Below are 18,987 nucleotides of genomic sequence, written 5' to 3' on the forward strand. Positions count from 1 at the left end.
CCGGGAGCACAACGATGACCGATTCCGTCTACGACATCACGCCCGCGGACGACCCCGTCCACGGCTGGCACCCCGGAGCGCCCGGCAACGAGGTCGGCGGAGGACGCCGAGCAGCGCGCCTGGCAGCTGCCGCGGCGGCCGCCGCGTCCCACCCGACGTCCCCGGACGTCGCGGGCGCCGTCGTGCCGCCGCCCGCCGCGTCACCGGTCTACGACCTCACCGACGAGGCCGCCTGGGCCGCACCCGTTGCGCCGGCTCCGACGCCCACGTGGGACGCGCCCCTCGCTGCCGCCGCCCCGGCACCGGCCTGGGACGCACCCGTCGCCGCCGCCGCTCCTGTTCCCGCCTGGGAGGTGCCCGCCGACGCCGCCCCCGGGGCGACCCCCGCGTGGCCCGCCCCGTCGGGCGACCCCGTCGCCGTGCCGGTCGCACAGCCGCAGGCTGCGCCCGCGACGCCACCCGCAGCCGTGCCGTCGTCGACCGCGTCCTACGGGTACGCCGACGAGGCGACCCGACAGCTGCCGGTCGTGTCCGGCGGGGTCCCCACGGGCCTCCCGGCCGGCCCGTCTGCCGACGGGAGCGAGGTGATCAACTTCACGCGTCACGCGCGCGAGGTCGCCGATCCCGACCTCATCACCGCGCTCGCGCAGGTCGTCTACCAGGGCGCGTCCGACCTGCACGTCACCGCCGACGCACCACCGACCGTGCGCGTCGACGGATCGCTGCGACCCGCCGTGCCGGGAGGCCCGTGGTCGCGTGCCAAGGTCATCGCGGCACTCAAGACGATGCTGTCCGTCGAACAGGCAGGACAATTCGACCACGAGCAGGAACTCGACTTCGCCTACTCGCTCTCGCCCGACTTCCGGTTCCGCGTGAACTACTACCAGCAACGTGGCAACTGGGGCGCCGCGTTCCGCATCATCCCGACGAAGATCAAGACGCTCAAGCAGCTCGGCATCCCCGAGCACGTCGGCGAGTTCGCCAAGCTCCCGCGCGGGCTCGTCCTCGTCACCGGTCCCACCGGCTCCGGCAAGTCGACCACCCTCGCCGCCCTCATCGACCTCGTCAACGAGACCCGGGCCGACCACATCGTCACGGTCGAGGACCCGATCGAGTTCATGCACGAGCACAAGAAGGCGATCATCAACCAGCGCGAGGTCGGTGCCGACACGCACTCCTTCGCCGCCGCGCTCAAGCACGTGCTGCGGCAGGACCCCGACGTCATCCTCATCGGCGAGCTCCGCGACCTCGAGACCATCTCCGTCGCGCTCACCGCCGCCGAGACCGGCCACCTCGTCTTCGCGACCCTCCACACCCAGAGCGCACCCGGCACCATCGACCGTGTCATCGACGTGTTCCCGCCGCACCAGCAGGGCCAGATCCGAACCCAGCTCGCGTCGACCCTCGAAGGGGTCGTCTGCCAGACCCTCGTGCCGAAGGCCAACGGCGCCGGCCGTGTCGTCGCCACCGAGATCATGAAGACCACCCCCGCGATCGGGAACCTCATCCGCGAAGGCAAGACCTACCAGATCACCTCGGCGATGCAGGCCGGCCGCGATGCCGGCATGCACACCATGGACCAGGACCTCGCCGAGCTCGTCAACGTCGGCACCATCACCCGCCGTGCCGCGATGGAGAAGGTCCACGACCACGACGGCTTCGACCGGCTCGTGCAGCGCGTCGAGTCGCCCTCCGACTCCTCCGCTGCCGCCATCGCCGCGTCCGAGATCGACTTCGGCGACAAGTACTCGGGAGGCCACTGATGTCGCTCGCCTTCGACTACCGCGGCCGCGACGGCAGCGGCAAGCTCGTGAAGGGGCGGCTCGACGCCGCGTCCGAAGGGGCCGTCGTCCAGCGCCTCCGCGGCATGGGCGTCTCGCCGATCGCCATCACGGAGGCGAAGCCCGGCACCGGTCTGCAGACCGAGATCAAGATCCCCGGGTTCGAGAAGGGCGTCGGGCTGAAGGACCTCGCGATCATGTCGCGGCAGGCCTCCACCATGCTCACGTCCGGGCTCTCCCTGCTCCGCGCGCTCACGATCCTCGCGGACCAGACGGAGAACAAGAAGCTCAAGGACATCCTCGGCAAGGTCCGGGACGACGTCGAGCGGGGCGTCTCGTTCTCGGACGCGGTCGCGAAGTACCCGGTGGACTTCCCGCCGATCATGATCAACATGATCCGGGCGGGGGAGACGGGCGGCTTCCTCGACCAGGCCATGGACTCGGTGGCGACGAACTTCGAGAAGGAGCACAAGCTCCGTTCGACGATCAAGTCGGCGATGACGTACCCGGTGGTGGTGCTCGTCATGTCGCTCCTGGCCGTCGCGATCATGCTGATCTTCATCGTGCCGATCTTCCAGGACATGTTCTCGTCGCTCGGCGGCAAGCTCCCGCTCCCGACGATGATGCTCGTGTACCTCTCCCACGCGATGCGGTACATCGCGATCCCGTTGGCGATCGCGATCCTGGTGTTCTGGCTCTGGTGGCGAGTGAACAAGAACACCGAGCGAGTGCGAGCGGTCGTCGATCCACTGGTGCTGCGTCTCCCGGTGTTCGGACCCTTGCAGAAGAAGATCGTCATCGCGCGGTTCTCCCGCAACTTCTCGAACATGATCGGCGCGGGCGTCCCGATTCTCCAGGCATTGCGGATCGTCGGGGAAGTGTCGAACAACATCGTCGTGAAACGTGCTCTCGACAATGTCGCGGAATCGGTGCGGAAAGGCGAGTCGATCGCTGACCCACTGCAACGCGAGAATGTCTTCCCGGCAATGGTGACGCAGATGGTCGCGGTGGGTGAAGATGCCGGATCCCTTGAGACGATGCTCGAGAAGATCGCGGTGTTCTACGACGCCGAGGTCGAAGCGACCACGGATGCCCTCACTTCCCTGATCGAGCCGCTCCTCATCGCGTTCCTGGGGGTGGTGGTCGGCGGGATGATCATCGCGCTCTACATGCCGATCTTCCAGATCACGAACGTCGTCCAGAACGCCTCCTGACCATCCACCCCCAGAGCGAGGGTGTTCCGCAATTGCTGCGCCCCTCGCACTGGGGGTGAGTTGTACCCGGATTGCCCCCCGTTCTCGGGATTACTCCTCGGAAACGCCGCGAATACGCTGATCAGCGGCGGCCGAGCAAGCCCCGAAATTCAATCCCACGCATTCTTTCGAAGAACGGAAACAATATGTACTTCGCTCTCATGGGCAAGCTCGACGCTCGCCGCAAGGGTCTCCTCGCCGACAAGGAGAAGGGCTTCACGCTCATCGAGCTCCTCGTCGTCGTGATCATCATCGGCATCCTCGCGGCGATCGCGATCCCCGTGTACATCGGGGTGCAGAACAACGCGAAGGACTCGTCCGCCAAGTCCGACCTCGCGAACGTCAAGACCGCGATCGTGAGCGTCGCGTCGCAGACCGATGGCTCTTTCCCCGCCACCCTCACGCAGGCGCAGCTGACGAGCGGTGATTACGCGAGTGCGGGCTCGACCAAGGGCGCCAGCACGACTGCGCTTTCCTACACCAAGACGGACACTGGATTCTGCATCCAGGCGACCAGCTCGACGACGAAGACGTTCAAGGCGACCCAGACTGACGGTGTCACGACAGGTACCTGCTGATAGGAGCCGCTGTTCGTGGGCACCGCCTTGGTGAGGCGGTGCCCACGTCTGCACGATCACCAGGACGTCGGAGGAGGGACGCCATGATCTCGCGCATCGCCGAGCGACTGCGTTCCGCCCGTGATTCCGACGAGGGGTTCACGATCATCGAGGTGATGGTCGCGATGACGATCTTCGCCCTGATCGCGGCCGGGATCGCCGCCGGCATCACGTCCTCCCTCGTCCTCGCCAAGGACACCCGCGCCCGCGAGGTCGCCGCCACCGTCGCCATGGAGGACATCGACACCCTGCGCGACACCTCGAGCATCTTCGACGTGAAGTCCGGGACCGCCCAGCGGCAGGTCGGCGGGCGCACCTACGACCTCAAGCGCACCGTGACGTGGACGAAGTCCTCCGGTGCCTCGAACGCCTGCGGAACCGGCGACGGCACGCTGTCGTACAAAGCGGTGACGGTCACGGTGAGCTGGGCGACCACCGCCTCCTCGTCCGGCTCGCAGCGCTTCACGATGTCGAGCGCGATCGCACCCCTCACCAACATCAACTCCGACTCCACCGGCTCGATCCTCGTCGGGGTCACGAACGCGAACGGCGTCGGCGTCGCCGGCATCGTCCCGACCGTGAGCGGCGGCCCGGCGGGTGTCACCTTCCCGGCGACCGACTCCGAGGGCTGCACCTACGTCTCAGGCGTCGCGCCGGGTACGTACACGGTGTCCGTGGCCCGTTCCGGCTACGTGGACTCCACCCAACAGGTCAGTCCCTCGCAGCAGTCCGTCAAGGTGTCGGCCGGCTCGTCCGGGGCCGCTGCTTTCGCGTTCGACCAGGCCGCCACCTACAGCTACCAGTACGCGACCACCCCCGACTCCGGCGCGGTCCTCCCCACGAACCTCCAGCTGTCCGTCACGAACGCCGTGTCCGGGACGAAGGTCTACGACCGATCGCCCACCTCCGTCTCCCTGTTCCCGTTCCCGAGTGGCTACCAGGCCGTCGCCGGCAGCTACGCGGCGGACGACTCCGCCGACGCGGCCTCGACCTGTCTGAGCCCTGAGCCGGGGACCTGGACGATCCCGAACGCGAACGGCAAGAAGGGGACGGCGACGGAGTCCCGGGACAACTCGCAGCAGCCGCGACGTGTCGAGATGGGCGCGGTCACGCTCTCGGGTCTCGACACCTCGAAGTTCGTGACGGCGAAGACCACGACGCCGGGCAACGGCGATCCGGGGTGTGCGAAGGGCATGACGTTGACCTTCCCGAAGCCGACGTCCGGCAAGATGACCATCGCCCTGCCGTGGGGGACGTGGAAGATCTACAGCGGCACCACGTCGGGCGCGATCTCGACCGTGCTCGGTCTCACGAGCTCGACCGTCGCGATGGTCACGAACGGCAGGGTCTCGGACGGAGCCGTCGTCGTCGACCCGAGGCCGGCGAGCTGATGCGCGCGCTCCTGCGCCGGCTGCACGCCGAGGAACGCGGCATCACGCTCGTCGAACTCATCGTGGCGATGCTCGTCACCTCGCTCCTGCTCACGCTCGTCGGGAGCTTCTTCGTCTCCATGACGAAAGCGCAGCAGACCGTCTCCGGTCTGGACGCCAGCACGCGGCAGGGCACGACGTCGATGACACAGCTGAGCCGGTACCTCCGTGAGGCGAGCCGCCTACCGGTGTCCCGGACCGTCACGCAGCCGGCGTTCTCCACCGCGACGGCGGGTGCGCTCGCGTTCACCTCGAGCGTCGACACGAGCACCTCGGCGGCGGGCATGACGAAGGTCACGGTCGACGTCGTGGCGGGCAAGCTCCTCATGCAGTTGCAGCGAGGCGACTGCTCGACGGGCTACTGCTCCTTCCCGAGCTCGAACCCGGTCCGGAGCACCGTGCTCGCGGACGTCGTGCGCGGCCGGGCACTCTTCACCTACTCCAACGCGAACGGCACCGTGTTCACGCCGACCTCCTCGACCGTCGACACCATCAGGTCCGTCCGGATCACGCTGACCACCGGCTCGACGGGGAGCACCGCGGCGAACGACACGACCTTCGCGGCCACCATCAACCTGCGCAACCTCGACTACGGCGCAGCGACGGAGTCATGATGCTCACCCGGATGATCCGCGCCCTCCGCGCCCGCGACGACGAGCGCGGCGTGGCCCTCGCTGCCGTGATCGGCATCGGCGCAGTGCTCCTCATCGTGCTGTCGCTCGTCGTGGCGACCGCCACCAGTGGTGCCGCGAAGGCGACGAACGACACGAACTACACCAAGGCGATGGCGGCCGCGTACGCCGGGCTCTCCGAGTACCAAGGACGCCTCGCCGCGGACAACGCGTACGTGAAGTACGGCGTACGCACGGCGTTCTCCGCCACCAGCACGTACACGGCGGACCCGTCGAACAAGGCGTTCGGTGTGTCGAAGGACGGCACCTGGGCGACCGTGGTCGGCAGCAGCGACCAGTTCTACCGGTACGAGGTCGACAACTCGGCGTACCCGACGACCGGCAAGGTGCGTCTCCGGGTCACCGGGAAGGCCGGTTCGACCACCCGGACGATCGTCGTCGACCTCCGCGGGGACGGCTTCGTCAACTACCTGTACTTCACCAACTACGAGTCGCAGGACCCGTCGCTCACCGGGGTCGGATGCACGTCCAAGCACCGCAACGAGGCCGACTGGAGCGCCTCGAGCTGCGAGCCGGTCGTCTTCGCGAGTGGTGACACCCTCGACGGGCCCGTCCGCACGAACGACGTCGTCACCGCCTGCGGTGCGTGGTTCAAGTCGACCGTGCAGGACACCGGCGCTGCCGGCTTCTTCTACACGAGCAAGAGCACCCAGATCGACTCGGCGTGCAAGTCCTCCACCACGTTCGACGGTGGTGACATCAAGACGGTCGGCACCCTGCCGATGCCGAGCACGAACGCGAACATGAAGCAGGAGGCGCGGACGGACATCCCGGACAAGGTCGCCAAGCCCGGCTGCCTGTACACCGGCCCGACCTCGATCACCTTCCTCTCCGGGGGCAAGATGCGGGTCGTCTCGCCCTGGACGAGAGCCACGCAGGTCCAGGGGGACGCGAGCGGCAACGCGATCGCGGCGGGCCCCGGCAACGACGCGCTCTGTGGGTCGACAGCAGCCCTCAGCGGCTCGGGCGCGACGATCCCGGTGCTGCCGGCCAACCTGGTCTACGTGCAGAGCGTGCCGTCGACCTCGACGGACCCGAACTACTGGGGGCCGAGCGCGACGCCCACCGGGACGGTGAACGGCACGGTCACCGCGGGGTCCCGTGTGTTCTGTCAGCAGAACGTGAAGTCGGGCAACACGGTCACCTCCGACTACGGCAACGGACTCGGCTACCCGCTCGCGGGCGAGTTCACCGGCACCAGGGGGGATGCCGGGTTCTACGGATGCCGGAACGGTGACGCCTTCGTCTCCGGTTCCTTCGGCGGTCAGATGACCGTCGCGGCGGAGAACTTCCTCTACGTCACGGGGAACATCGTCTACCAGAACGGACGGACCTCGGACGACATGCTCGGCCTGGTCGGGCAGAAGGCCGTGTCGATCTACAACCCCGTCTCGTGCGAGAGCTACTCCAACCTCCAGCGGACGGCGTGCAACACGGGCAGGACGAGCTACTCGACGAACCTCGCCGCGACGACCAACATCGAGGTCGACGCCGCCATCGCGAGCAACCTCGGCACCTTCAACGTGCAGAACTACCAGTACGGCGCGGGTCTCGGGAAGCTGACCATCTACGGCTCGATCGCCCAGCAGTTCCGCGGCGCCGTCCGCTCGCAGTACTCGACCGGACTGCTGACCGCGTACGCGAAGGCGTACGGCTACGACGCCCGCCTCCGGACGTCGGCGCCGCCGAAGTTCCTGCAGCCCGTGTCCACCACCTACGGCGTGACGACCGAGACGGAGTCCGCCACGGCGTTCCGGGCCGACGGAAGCCCCACCGGGAAGTGACGTGACCGTCGTGCTGCCCTTCGTCCTCACGCTCGTCGCGGTCCTCGGCCTCGCCGTGGGCTCGTTCCTCAACGTCGTCGTGCACCGGGTCCCCGCCGGGCTCTCGGTGTCGCACCCGGCGAGCGCCTGCCCGCGGTGCGACCACCCGATCCGGGCGGTCGACAACGTCCCGGTGGTGTCCTGGCTCGTCCTGCGCGGCCGCTGCCGCGACTGCTCGGCCCCCATCTCGGTCCGCTACCCGACCGTGGAGGCCGCGACGTGCCTCCTGGCCGTCCTGGTGACCGCGTTCCTCGCCACCGCGCCGTGGAGCCCGCTGGCCGGGGCGGGGTCGAGCGTCGCGACGACCGCGCGCGGCGTCATCGTGCTCGTGGCGTTGCTGTACCTCATGGCGATCAGCGTCGCGCTCACCCTGATCGACCTGGAGACCCACACCCTCCCGAACCGCATCGTGCTCCCGGCCGCTGTCGTCCTTCCCGTCCTGCTCGGCGTCGCCGCGGTCACGGTCGGCGACTGGGGGGCGATCCTCCGTGGTCTGACCGGCTGCGTGGGCCTCGGCGCCGTGTACCTGTGCCTGGCGCTCGCCGTCCCCGGAGGGATGGGCTTCGGGGACGTCAAGCTCGCTGGTGTGCTCGGCTTCGTGCTCGCGTACCTCGGATGGGGACCCCTCGCAGTGGGTTCTTTCGGCGCGTTCCTGCTCGGGGGTAGCTTCGCGATCGTCCTGGTGCTCGTGCGTCGGGCCAGCCGAGGCAGCGGGATTCCGTTCGGTCCCTGGATGCTCGGCGGCGCCTGGGTCGGGATCGTGTTCGGCGAGCCGGTCTGGCGCGGCTACCTCGGCCTCCTCGGCCTCGCCTGACCCCGCGACCCGACGGCACACACATCTCTCTCCGGAAGGACCCGCAATGGCCAAGAGCATCGTCGGCGTCGACATCGGCTCCGCCGCCATCCGAGCGGTCGAGGTGCAGGACGCGAACCGTCCGAAGCCCACCATCGTCCGCTTCGCCGAGGTCCCGGTCCCGGAGGGAGCGACCCGGCAGGGCGAGGTCGTCGAACCCAACACCGTCGCGGGAGCGCTCCGGCAGCTCTGGTCGATCGGACGGTTCCGATCGAAGGACGTGGTGCTCGGGATCGGCAACCAGCGTGTGCTCTCACGCGACCTGACCGTGCCGCGGGCGTCGCTCGCACAGATCCGGGAATCGCTCCCGTTCCAGGTCCAGGACATGCTGCCGGTACCCGTGGGTGACGCCATCCTCGACTTCTACCCGACCTCCGAGGGGGTGGGTGAGAGCGGACCCACCGTGAGCGGCCTGCTGATCGCTGCGGTCAAGGACGCGGTGCTCGCCAACGTCCGAGCCGTGCAGGCAGCCGGACTCAACCCGGTCGGCGTCGACCTCATCCCGTTCGCGCTCGCCCGCGTCCTCGCCCCGGCGGACCAGCGCGGTACCGTCGTGATTGTCGAGTACGGCGGCAACACGACGACCGTCGTCGTGGTCACCGACGGCGTCCCGAAGTTCGTCCGCATCATCCCGACCGGCGGCGACGACGTCACCCGTCTCCTCGCCGGACGCCTCGGCGTCGCGGAGAGCGCGGCGGAAGCGGTCAAGCGTCACCTCGGCATGGACCTGGGTGCAGCCCGCACGAGCGACGATGCGGCAGCCGTGTCCCTCGTACGCGAAACGGTGGGCGAGCTCCTCGCGAGCCTCCGGAACACGATCAGCTACTTCGTGAACACCCACCCGGAGGAACCGGTCGACGCCGTCCTGCTCGGCGGTGCCGGTGCCGCTCTGCCCGGGCTGGCCGAAGCGCTCCGCGAGTCGACCCGTCTCCCGGTACGGTACGGGGCGCCGTTCGCCAACGTGGCCCTGGCCAAGACCGTCCGGGTCGAGGACCTGCACGCGCACGGTCCCTCGATCGCGGTCGCTTGGAGCCTCGCAGCCGGAGGGAAGGCAGCATGAGCCAGACGACCAGGGCGGGGGCCACACGACCCGGCCGCCGCCGCAGCCAAGGAGCAACGGAGACCGCTGGTCGTGGCTCCACCGAGCAGCGCCAGGGCGCGAACCGGCGTTCCTCCGGCGACCTCGTCATCGGAGGACGCCCGCGCGTCGACCTCCTCCCCACCGAGGTGCTCACAGCACGCCGCAGTCAGCGGACGGTCCGCCGGGTGTGGGCCGGCGTGGTCCTCGTCGCCGCTGTCGTGGGCATCGGTGTCGGCGCCGCCTCGATGGTGGCCGCCGAGGCACACGACGATCTCACGGCTGCCCAGGATCAGACGTTGTCCCTCCTGCAACAGCAGGCCCAGTACAAGGACGTCCGTGCGGCAGAGTCCGGCACGACGCTCCGCGAGGCCGCTCGAGCCGTCGGGGGGTCCACCGAGATCGCCTGGAAGTCGTACCTCGGCTCCGTCCAGTCGTCGCTCCCGAGCGGTACGCGGATCACCGGCGTCACCGTCGACTCGGCGTCGCCGTTCGAGAGCTACGTGCAGTCCGATGCACCGCTGCAAGGCCAGCGCATCGCCACGCTCACCATCGCCGCCGAGAGCCCGACCCTGCCGTCCGTCCCGCAGTGGCTCGACTCGCTCAAGGGTCTCAAGGGCTTCGTCGATGCGACCGCGAACTCGGTGACCCTCGACGAGACGACCGGCGCGTACACGGTCAACATGACGATCCACGTCGACGACGAGGCTTTCGACCGGAAGTACGACCTGGAAGAGGAGAAGTGAGATGACCCGCAACCGCCTCAGCATGCTCCTCGCCGTCGCCTCCATGGTGATCGTCGCGCTCGCCGGCTTCTTCTTCGGCGTCCAGCCGCAGCTCGCGCAGGCCGCCGCCGACCGGGAGCAGCAGGTCGGCGTGGACGCGACGAACCGCACGACGGCCTCGGAGCTCGCTCGACTCAAGGAGCGGGCGAAGAGCCTCCCGAAGCTCGAAGCCGAACTCGCCACCCTCACCGACTCCGTCCCGGCCAGCGCCTCGATGTCGAAGTTCTACGCATCGGTGGACGCCGTCGCAGCGCGCAGCGGCGTGAAGGTGTCCGCCATCACGACGGCCGACGCCCTGGCGTACACCCAGCCGACATCCACCACCGCCACGGCACCGGGAACCGACTCGACGGCTTCTCCGGAGGCGTCCGCGACGGCGACCCCCGATGCGGAGGCGACCGGGGGTGCGTCGCCGAGCCCGACGGCGTCGACGGTCACGGACCCGCGGATCACACCCGCCAACTTCTCCGCGATCCCGGTGACCGTGTCCGTCGACGGCTCGTTCGACCAAGCCCTGGCATTCGTCGGAGGCATGCAGGACGGACCCCGGCTGTTCCTCGTGAACGCCGTCTCGTCGACGGCCGCGCAGTCCACCACCGGTGGCTCCGACAGTGGCTCGAGCGACGCGACGACGTGGACCTTCGGTGGGTACGTGTACGTGCTCTCCGACGAGGACTCGACCGCCGCCGACAAGGGCTGACCGCCCCTCCGCAGGACCCCCGCAGACTGGGGCGTGACGCGCCACGCCACACCCTCTTCCGTCGGGGGTCCTCGTCTGCGTACGATGCTCCCGACGCCGCGCTCGTGGCTGCTCATCCCCCTCTCGAACGGCCCCGCTCGTGGGCTGTTCCTCGTCGTGCCCGGAGTCGCGCGTGTTGAACGGAATCGTGGAGTTCCTCGGCTGGTTCGGAGCCGTAACCGTCCTGGCTGGTTACATCCTGTTCTCGACCGGCAAGCTACCGAACGGGCCGGTCTACCAGCTGCTCAACCTCGTCGGCGGCCTCGCGATCGCCGTCAACGTCGGAGCACACCACGCGATCCCGTCGCTCATCGTCAACGGCATCTGGGCGATCGTCGCCGTGGTGGTCCTGACGAAGATGCTGCGCACGCGACGGGCGGCCAGGCGCGGCGAGCCGGTGGCGGCGACGACGGGTCCGATCCTCGTCGAGCCCCCGACCACGACAGTGGTCCTGCCGGTCGTCGGCCCGGCCCTCCGCGACCACGACGACACGACCGACCACGACGACACGACCGAGCCGGACACCGGAGCGCACGTCCGCACCGAGGCGTACGAGGAGGCCCGCGTCCACACCGCGGGCGAGGCACCCACGGCCCCGGCCCCCATGACCGAGACCGTCCCGGTGATCACCGCGACGATCGCCCTCGCCCTGGTCGCGGCAGCACAGCGGGAGCAGCAGGACCACGAGCGCCAGCAGCAGGACCACGAGTGCCAGCAGCAGGACCGCGTGCCCGAGCAGCCCGAACTGGCCTGACGGCTGACACCCGAGCCGAGCCGAACCCCGCGGGACCCGCCCGTGCCGCCGACCCCGGCGATACGATCGCTCCATGTCCCGGTGGCTGATCGCGACGATGACGTCCGTGCTCTTCATCGCGCTCGTCGTCGCGGTGTCCGGCTTCGAGGCGCTCCTCGCCGACGTCGAACCGATCACCCAGCCCGACGCGACCCCGTACCTCGGCCCCGCGATGGTGGTCTCGGTCGCGATCGTGGTGTTCCTCGCGACCGCCGCCGGAGCCCGTGAGGGCAACCCCGGCGTCACGGGCCTGGTCGCCGCAGCAACCTCGTACCTGGTGATGCTCGGTGTCGGAGCCGTCGGGTACGCACTGCTCCGGGGTGACGCCACGGAGCTCCTCGTCTTCCCGGCGGGCTCCGCGCTCGGGCCCTTCGTGGTCGGGACCGTCGTGGTCGCCCTGGTCTGCGTCGTCGGGGGGATCGCCGTCGTCCGACACCAGGCGCGAGCGACGGGGGCGGCCTCGGAAGGCTCCGGCAGCGGCCCCGGCCCGGTCTCGGGAGGCCCTGGCCGCACGTCCGCACCGGCCCCGGACGCCCGGGGGAGTGACGGCGGTCCGCGGTAGGATCGCCCCGCACGACGCGACACCGCGAGCCGCGCCGTGCGACGACCACGCACGGCGACCGGGGGCACGATGACCGACCACGACCACGGCTGGGGAGCGGTCCCGCCCGTCGACTCCATCCGCGGCACCCGGGTCCCGGATCCCGCACGTCCCCGTCGGCGTCTGCGGCGCGGCGCGCTCATCGGGATCCTCGCGGGCGCGGCTGCGCTCGTCCTCCTCGTGGTGGGCGGCGGCATCGGATACGCGAACGGCATGAGCACGCACACGGCCGACCGGCCGGTCCGTGCCTTCCTCGACGACCTCGTGGCCGGCAAGGCCGAGGCAGCGCTCGACTCCGCCGGCATCGAGCGCGAGGAGGGGGACGCCCTGCTGACCGACGCCGCCTACGCGAAGGCGGAGCGGACGATCAGCGGCTACCGCGTCACCGCGGTCCGGACGAGCGGTGACAGCGCCGCCGTCACGACCGCACTCCGCCAGGGCGGCCAGGACGTCCCGGCGACGTTCGAGCTGAGCCGGACCGGCACCGACTGGGGTGTGTTCCCGGTCTGGCAGCTGCAGCCGCCCCGGCTCGGCGCCGTCGACGTGTCGGTCCGCGGCCCGGCCCGCACCCCGCTCGAGGTCGCGGGTAGGTCCGTCACGACCTCGAAGGACGGCACGGCGACGCTCACCGCCCTCCCCGGCAGCTACGACGTCGCGATCAGGGGCGGCAAGTGGGTCGAGTCCGGCAGCGAGACCGCCACGGTCAGCGGGTTCGGCGGCACCGCGTCGAGCCCCGTCGCGATGACGGCCACCCTCACGTCGGCGGGCAGGAGCGCGGCGACGAAGGCAGTGGACGCCTGGGTCGACGGGTGCATCGCGTCGCACGACCCGGCGCCGTCCGGGTGCAGCTTCTACGCCTACGGCGAGGACCCGTCCTACACGTACACCAACGAGCGCTGGACGCTCGGCACCCGCCCGGTCGTCTCGGTCGGCGAGTGGTCGTCCGGCGGATGGCTCGTCACGACGACAACCTACGGTCGCGCGACCTTCACCGCGGACATCTCCGGTCCGGGTGGCGTCGGCACGGCCTCCGCCGGCCCCATGAACGTCAATGCGAGCGGGTACATCACGGGGTTCGACGGTGACGGGGCGACCTTCCGTTCCGCGGTCGCCCCGTCGTCGTCCGAGTCGGGTTCCTGACGCGCGGCGTCCGGCCTGGAGGCACGGGTCGCCCCGACCGGGCTGCCCACGTCGGACGCGGCCCCGCCGGCCGCGGGAGGACCCACCGGACCGGCGTTCGCCCAGGGCGGTTCCCACGGGCCTCCAGGGCGACGCGCCCGGATTGATTTCGCGTGGTGCCGCGGGTAGGCTCTACCGGGTGTGCGCCCTCGGGCGCGCCCGAAAGTCCGGACGGCCGACGGCCGCATCCGGGCCACTCCGTCCCCCACCGAACCATCCGCCGACAGGCGGTCCTCGGTGTGGGACGAGGAAGCCGGCGGTCCGCGCCGGCCGGAGAGCACGAGCGAAGAACCAGGAGAACAGTTGCCTACTATCCAGCAGCTGGTTCGCAAGGGTCGTACGCCGAAGGTCACCAAGACCAAGGCGCCCGCCCTGAAGGCGAACCCCCAGCAGCGTGGTGTGTGCACCCGCGTCTACACCACCACCCCCAAGAAGCCGAACTCGGCACTGCGCAAGGTCGCTCGTGTCAAGCTCTCGAACGGCACCGAGGTCACGGCCTACATCCCCGGTGAGGGCCACAACCTCCAGGAGCACTCGATGGTGCTCGTCCGTGGCGGTCGTGTGAAGGACCTGCCCGGTGTCCGCTACAAGATCATCCGCGGTGCGCTCGACACGCAGGCCGTGAAGAACCGTAAGCAGGCGCGTAGCCGCTACGGCGCGAAGAAGGGTTGAGTCAATGCCTCGTAAGGGTCCCGCTCCCAAGCGTCCCGTCGTCGCAGACCCGGTCTACGGCGCGCCGATCGTCTCGCAGCTCGTGAACAAGATCCTGCTGGACGGCAAGAAGGGCCTCGCCGAGCGCATCGTCTACGGTGCACTCGAGGGCGTTTCCGCCAAGAACCAGCAGGACGCCGTCGCGACGCTCAAGAAGGCGCTCGACAACGTTCGTCCGACCCTCGAGGTCCGCAGCCGCCGCGTCGGTGGCTCGACCTACCAGGTCCCGGTCGAGGTCAAGCCGCACCGCGCGAACACCCTCGCGCTCCGCTGGCTGACCTCGTACGCCAAGGCCCGTCGCGAGAAGACGATGACCGAGCGTCTCATGAACGAGATCCTCGACGCGTCGAACGGTCTCGGTGCCGCGGTCAAGCGCCGTGAGGACACGCACAAGATGGCCGAGTCGAACAAGGCCTTCGCCCACTACCGCTGGTAGTCCCGGCACCGTTCCGGGGCGTCGGCGGTCAAGAACCCCGGCGCCCCGGAACGGACGCCCATCTCTCCTACAACTCTTCCGGAGGAACCCTGTGGCACAGGACGTGCTCACCGACCTGAACAAGGTCCGCAACATCGGCATCATGGCGCACATCGATGCCGGCAAGACCACGACGACCGAGCGCATCCTGTTCTACACGGGCATCACGCACAAGATCGGTGAGGTCCACGACGGCGCTGCGACGATGGACTGGATGGCGCAGGAGCAGGAGCGCGGCATCACGATCACGTCGGCCGCGACGACCTGCTTCTGGGACAACAACCAGATCAACATCATCGACACCCCCGGTCACGTGGACTTCACGGTCGAGGTGGAGCGCTCGCTCCGCGTCCTCGACGGCGCGGTCGCCGTCTTCGACGGCAAGGAGGGCGTCGAGCCCCAGTCCGAGACCGTGTGGCGTCAGGCCGACAAGTACGACGTCCCGCGCATCTGCTTCGTCAACAAGATGGACAAGCTCGGCGCTGACTTCTACTTCACCGTCGACACGATCGTGAACCGCCTCGGTGCGGAGCCGCTCGTGCTCCAGCTCCCGATCGGTGCCGAGAACGACTTCGTCGGTGTCGTCGACCTCATCGAGATGCACGCCAAGGTCTGGCCGGGCGACGCCAAGGGTGATGTCACCATGGGTGCCCAGTACGAGGTCCAGGAGATCCCCGCGGACCTCCAGGCCCGTGCCGAGGAGTACCGCGCGAAGCTGATCGAGCGCGTCGCCGAGTCCGACGACGCCCTGCTCGAGAAGTTCTTCGACGGCCAGGAGCTCACCAAGGACGAGATCCGCGCTGGCATCCGCAAGCTCACGATCGCGTCCGAGGTCTACCCGGTCCTCTGCGGCTCGGCGTTCAAGAACCGCGGTGTCCAGCCGATGCTCGACGCCGTCATCTCGTACCTCCCGTCGCCGCTCGACGTCCCGCCGATGATCGGCCACGACGTCAAGGACGAGGAGAAGGAGATCATCCGCAAGCCCGACGCCTCCGAGCCGTTCTCGGCCCTGGCGTTCAAGGTCGCGGTGCACCCCTTCTTCGGTCGCCTGACCTACGTCCGCGTCTACTCGGGCTCGATCGAGTCGGGTGCCCAGGTCATCAACTCGACCAAGGGCAAGAAGGAGCGCATCGGGAAGATCTTCCAGATGCACTCCAACAAGGAGAACCCGGTCGACAACGTCACCGCCGGTCACATCTACGCGGTCATCGGCCTGAAGGACACCACCACCGGTGACACCCTCTGTGACCCGAGCAACCAGGTCGTCCTCGAGTCGATGACGTTCCCGGAGCCGGTCATCGAGGTCGCCATCGAGCCGAACACGAAGGCCGACCAGGAGAAGCTCTCCACGGCCATCCAGAAGCTCGCGGAAGAGGACCCGACGTTCCGCGTCGAGCTCAACGCCGAGACCGGTCAGACCACGATCAAGGGCATGGGCGAGCTCCACCTCGACATCCTGGTCGACCGCATGAAGCGTGAGTTCAAGGTCGAGGCGTCCGTCGGCAAGCCGCAGGTGGCCTACCGCGAGACCCTGACCAAGCCGGTCGAGCGCTACGACTACACCCACAAGAAGCAGACCGGTGGTTCCGGTCAGTTCGCGAAGGTGCAGATCGCGCTCGAGCCCATGGAGGTCACGGCGGAGAAGGTCTACGAGTTCGAGAACGCCGTCACCGGTGGCCGCGTCCCGCGTGAGTACATCCCGTCGGTCGACGCCGGTATCCAGGACGCCATGCAGGTCGGCATCCTCGCCGGGTACCCGACGGTCGGCGTGAAGGCCATCCTCAAGGACGGTCAGTCGCACGACGTCGACTCCTCCGAGATGGCGTTCAAGATCGCCGGTTCGATGGCCTACAAGGAAGCCGCCCGCAAGGCCGGCCCGGTCATCCTCGAGCCGATCATGGCCGTCGAGGTCCGTACGCCCGAGGAGTACATGGGCGACGTGATCGGTGACCTGAACTCCCGTCGTGGCCAGATCGCCTCGATGGAGGACGCTTCGGGCGTCAAGGTGGTCCGCGCGAGCGTGCCGCTGTCCGAGATGTTCGGCTACGTCGGCGACCTCCGGTCGAAGACCTCTGGTCGCGCCGTCTACTCGATGACCTTCGAGACCTACGCACAGGTCCCGGCCAAGGTCGCCGAGGAGATCGTCGCGAAGAGCAAGGGGGAGTAGCGCTCCAGCGCTGCTCCACAGGCGAGGGTGCCCGGCGACGGGCCCCTCGTCACCAAGTACAGTAAAGACACACACCCTGCAGGCCAACGGTCCACGACCGGGGGCATGCGATCCGAGTCCTGAGGAGGACCCACAGTGGCCAAGGCCAAGTTCGAGCGCACCAAGCCGCACGTCAACATCGGAACCATCGGTCACGTCGACCACGGCAAGACCACGCTCACGGCGGCGATCACCAAGGTTCTGCACGACCAGTACCCGGACCTCAACGAGGCTCGCGACTTCGCGCAGATCGACAACGCTCCCGAGGAGCGCCAGCGCGGCATCACGATCAACATCTCGCACGTCGAGTACCAGACCGAGAAGCGTCACTACGCGCACGTCGACGCCCCCGGTCACGCCGACTACGTGAAGAACATGATCACGGGTGCGGCGCAGATGGACGGCGCGATCCTCGTGGTCGCCGCCACCGACGGCCCGATGCCCCAGACGCGTGAGCACGTCCTGCTCGCCCGCCAGGTCGGCGTCCCCTACATCGTCGTCGCGCTGAACAAGTCCGACATGGTGGACGACGAGGAGATCCTGGAGCTCGTCGAGCTCGAGGTCCGCGAGCTCCTCGGCTCGCAGGAGTTCGACGAGGACGCCCCGGTCGTGCAGGTCTCGGCCGTCGGCGCGCTCGAGGGCAACGAGAAGTGGGTCAAGTCCGTCCAGGACCTGATGGCCGCTGTCGACGAGAACGTCCCGGACCCGGTGCGCGCCACCGACCAGCCGTTCCTCATGCCGATCGAGGACGTCTTCACGATCACCGGTCGTGGCACCGTCATCACCGGCCGTGTCGAGCGCGGTCAGCTCAACGTCAACGCTGAGGTCGAGATCGTCGGCATCCGCCCGACGCAGAAGACCACCGTCACGGGCATCGAGATGTTCCGCAAGCTGCTCGACTCGGCTGAGGCCGGCGACAACGCGGGTCTGCTCCTCCGTGGCCTCAAGCGTGAGGACGTGGAGCGCGGCCAGGTCGTCGTCAAGCCGGGTACGGTCACGCCGCACACGAACTTCGAGGCGAACGCGTACATCCTGACCAAGGACGAGGGTGGGCGTCACAACCCGTTCTACGCGAACTACCGCCCGCAGTTCTACTTCCGCACCACCGACGTCACGGGTGTCATCACCCTGGACGAGGGCACCGAGATGGTCATGCCCGGTGACACCGTGCACATGTCGGTCGAGCTGATCCAGCCGATCGCCATGGAGGAGGGCCTCCGCTTCGCCATCCGTGAGGGTGGTCGTACGGTCGGCGCCGGTACGGTCGAGAAGATCATCAAGTAACTCCGGTTACCTGCTGCAGCGGGGTCGGGCCTTCGGGCCCGGCCCCGCTGTCGTCGTTCGGACGTGGTGTTCAACCGCCGTTCTCCCGCGCAGACGGGACAGGACGTGAGGTTTCGTGCACCATGTACGGCAAGCGGCCGGAGGGACCGGCCACCGAGCGGTCGGCCTGTGCCGGCCGGACAGGGAGGGCACCATGGCCGGCTTCGACGACGTCCAGAAGAACGTCTCCGCCAAGGCGGAGGAGGTCACCGACAAGGCGAAGGCCTTCGTGGACGAGAACCGCGACAAGATCGAGGAAGCGCTGAAGAGCGACAAGGCCGAGGAGGTCTCGGACAAGATCATCCACGGTCTCGCGCACGGCCTGAAGAAGGTGACCGGCGGTCGCTTCGACGAGCAGATCGACAAGACCGCCGAGAACCTCGACGACAAGATCGGGAACAACGGGAACAACGGGGACAACGCGGGCGCGTAGCGCCCCACCCACGCGACCACCCACCGGACGGGAGGCACGGCTCACCAGGTGAGCGGTGCCTCCCGTCCGTCGTGTGGCCGGCCTGGGACTTGACTTGTCCCCACAAGGTGGGACCTCGTGTACCCCGCACGGGGTGTTGTTGCGGTTTGCCGCAACTCGATACCGTCGAGTCGCGGGGCCGATCCGGCTCCGTGTGGTGACCCGAACACCCGCCT

General features: G+C 68.8%; 18 protein-coding genes. All 18 read left to right on the forward strand.

The annotated features are described in order from the left end of the window. Nucleotides 1-14: 14 nt before the first annotated feature. The 18 genes from ACIPYW_RS07080 (at nt 15) to ACIPYW_RS07165 (ending at nt 18,772) form a co-directional block, all read left to right on the forward strand. Complete coding sequence (locus ACIPYW_RS07080; RefSeq protein ID WP_400412147.1) at nt 15-1,763, forward strand: type IV pilus twitching motility protein PilT; 1,749 nt, start codon at nt 15-17, stop codon at nt 1,761-1,763. Continuing rightward, entirely contained in the window at nt 1,763-2,995 is a 1,233-nt protein-coding gene (locus ACIPYW_RS07085; RefSeq protein WP_400412149.1) for a type II secretion system F family protein, read from the forward strand. Before ACIPYW_RS07080 ends, ACIPYW_RS07085 begins: the two co-directional genes overlap by 1 nt. A gap of 185 nt (nt 2,996-3,180) precedes the next feature. Continuing rightward, entirely contained in the window at nt 3,181-3,612 is a 432-nt protein-coding gene (locus ACIPYW_RS07090) for a type IV pilin protein (RefSeq protein WP_400412152.1), read from the forward strand. An 83-nt stretch (nt 3,613-3,695) separates the two neighbouring features. Next, the gene (locus tag ACIPYW_RS07095; RefSeq protein WP_400412155.1) at nt 3,696-5,042 is read left to right on the forward strand and encodes a carboxypeptidase-like regulatory domain-containing protein; all 1,347 of its coding nucleotides are present in this window, start codon (nt 3,696-3,698) and stop codon (nt 5,040-5,042) included. Then, nucleotides 5,042-5,695: a type II secretion system protein J gene (locus ACIPYW_RS07100; RefSeq protein WP_400412157.1), complete on the forward strand. Its 654-nt coding sequence runs from the start codon at nt 5,042-5,044 to the stop codon at nt 5,693-5,695. The genes ACIPYW_RS07095 and ACIPYW_RS07100 overlap by 1 nt, the downstream gene beginning before the upstream one ends. Further along, nucleotides 5,692-7,557, forward strand: a complete 1,866-nt coding sequence (locus tag ACIPYW_RS07105) for a hypothetical protein (RefSeq protein ID WP_400412160.1) — start codon at nt 5,692-5,694, stop codon at nt 7,555-7,557. Before ACIPYW_RS07100 ends, ACIPYW_RS07105 begins: the two co-directional genes overlap by 4 nt. A 1-nt stretch (nt 7,558) precedes the next feature. Beyond that, nucleotides 7,559-8,410: a prepilin peptidase gene (locus ACIPYW_RS07110; RefSeq protein WP_400412163.1), complete on the forward strand. Its 852-nt coding sequence runs from the start codon at nt 7,559-7,561 to the stop codon at nt 8,408-8,410. A gap of 46 nt (nt 8,411-8,456) precedes the next feature. Further along, nucleotides 8,457-9,509, forward strand: a complete 1,053-nt coding sequence (pilM, locus tag ACIPYW_RS07115; RefSeq protein ID WP_400412165.1) for a type IV pilus assembly protein PilM — start codon at nt 8,457-8,459, stop codon at nt 9,507-9,509. After that, a complete protein-coding gene (locus ACIPYW_RS07120) occupies nt 9,506-10,273 on the forward strand; it encodes a hypothetical protein (RefSeq protein ID WP_400412167.1) in 768 nt (255 codons plus the stop codon). Before pilM ends, ACIPYW_RS07120 begins: the two co-directional genes overlap by 4 nt. A gap of 1 nt (nt 10,274) precedes the next feature. Next, nucleotides 10,275-11,012: a hypothetical protein gene (locus tag ACIPYW_RS07125; RefSeq protein ID WP_400412169.1), complete on the forward strand. Its 738-nt coding sequence runs from the start codon at nt 10,275-10,277 to the stop codon at nt 11,010-11,012. Nucleotides 11,013-11,184: 172 nt separating this feature from the next. Further along, complete coding sequence (locus tag ACIPYW_RS07130; RefSeq protein ID WP_400412172.1) at nt 11,185-11,805, forward strand: hypothetical protein; 621 nt, start codon at nt 11,185-11,187, stop codon at nt 11,803-11,805. A gap of 73 nt (nt 11,806-11,878) precedes the next feature. After that, complete coding sequence (locus ACIPYW_RS07135; protein WP_400412174.1) at nt 11,879-12,406, forward strand: DUF6121 family protein; 528 nt, start codon at nt 11,879-11,881, stop codon at nt 12,404-12,406. Between the two features lie 69 nt (nt 12,407-12,475). Continuing rightward, nucleotides 12,476-13,585, forward strand: coding sequence for a hypothetical protein (locus ACIPYW_RS07140; protein WP_400412177.1), 1,110 nt, complete (start codon nt 12,476-12,478; stop codon nt 13,583-13,585). Nucleotides 13,586-13,927: 342 nt separating this feature from the next. Then, a complete protein-coding gene (rpsL, locus tag ACIPYW_RS07145; RefSeq protein WP_017885540.1) occupies nt 13,928-14,296 on the forward strand; it encodes a 30S ribosomal protein S12 in 369 nt (122 codons plus the stop codon). Nucleotides 14,297-14,300: 4 nt separating this feature from the next. Then, on the forward strand, nt 14,301-14,771 hold the full coding sequence (gene rpsG, locus ACIPYW_RS07150; RefSeq protein ID WP_022903294.1) for a 30S ribosomal protein S7: 471 nt from the start codon (nt 14,301-14,303) through the stop codon (nt 14,769-14,771). A 91-nt stretch (nt 14,772-14,862) separates the two neighbouring features. Beyond that, complete coding sequence (gene fusA, locus ACIPYW_RS07155) at nt 14,863-16,977, forward strand: elongation factor G (RefSeq protein ID WP_400412180.1); 2,115 nt, start codon at nt 14,863-14,865, stop codon at nt 16,975-16,977. 135 nt (nt 16,978-17,112) lie between these two features. Next, entirely contained in the window at nt 17,113-18,300 is a 1,188-nt protein-coding gene (gene tuf / locus ACIPYW_RS07160) for an elongation factor Tu (RefSeq protein ID WP_290133571.1), read from the forward strand. 193 nt (nt 18,301-18,493) lie between these two features. Then, the gene (locus tag ACIPYW_RS07165; RefSeq protein WP_400412183.1) at nt 18,494-18,772 is read left to right on the forward strand and encodes a hypothetical protein; all 279 of its coding nucleotides are present in this window, start codon (nt 18,494-18,496) and stop codon (nt 18,770-18,772) included. The last annotated feature ends 215 nt before the right edge of the window (nt 18,773-18,987 follow it).

The organism is Curtobacterium sp. NPDC089689, from assembly GCF_044749145.1.
GTDB lineage: Bacteria > Actinomycetota > Actinomycetes > Actinomycetales > Microbacteriaceae > Curtobacterium.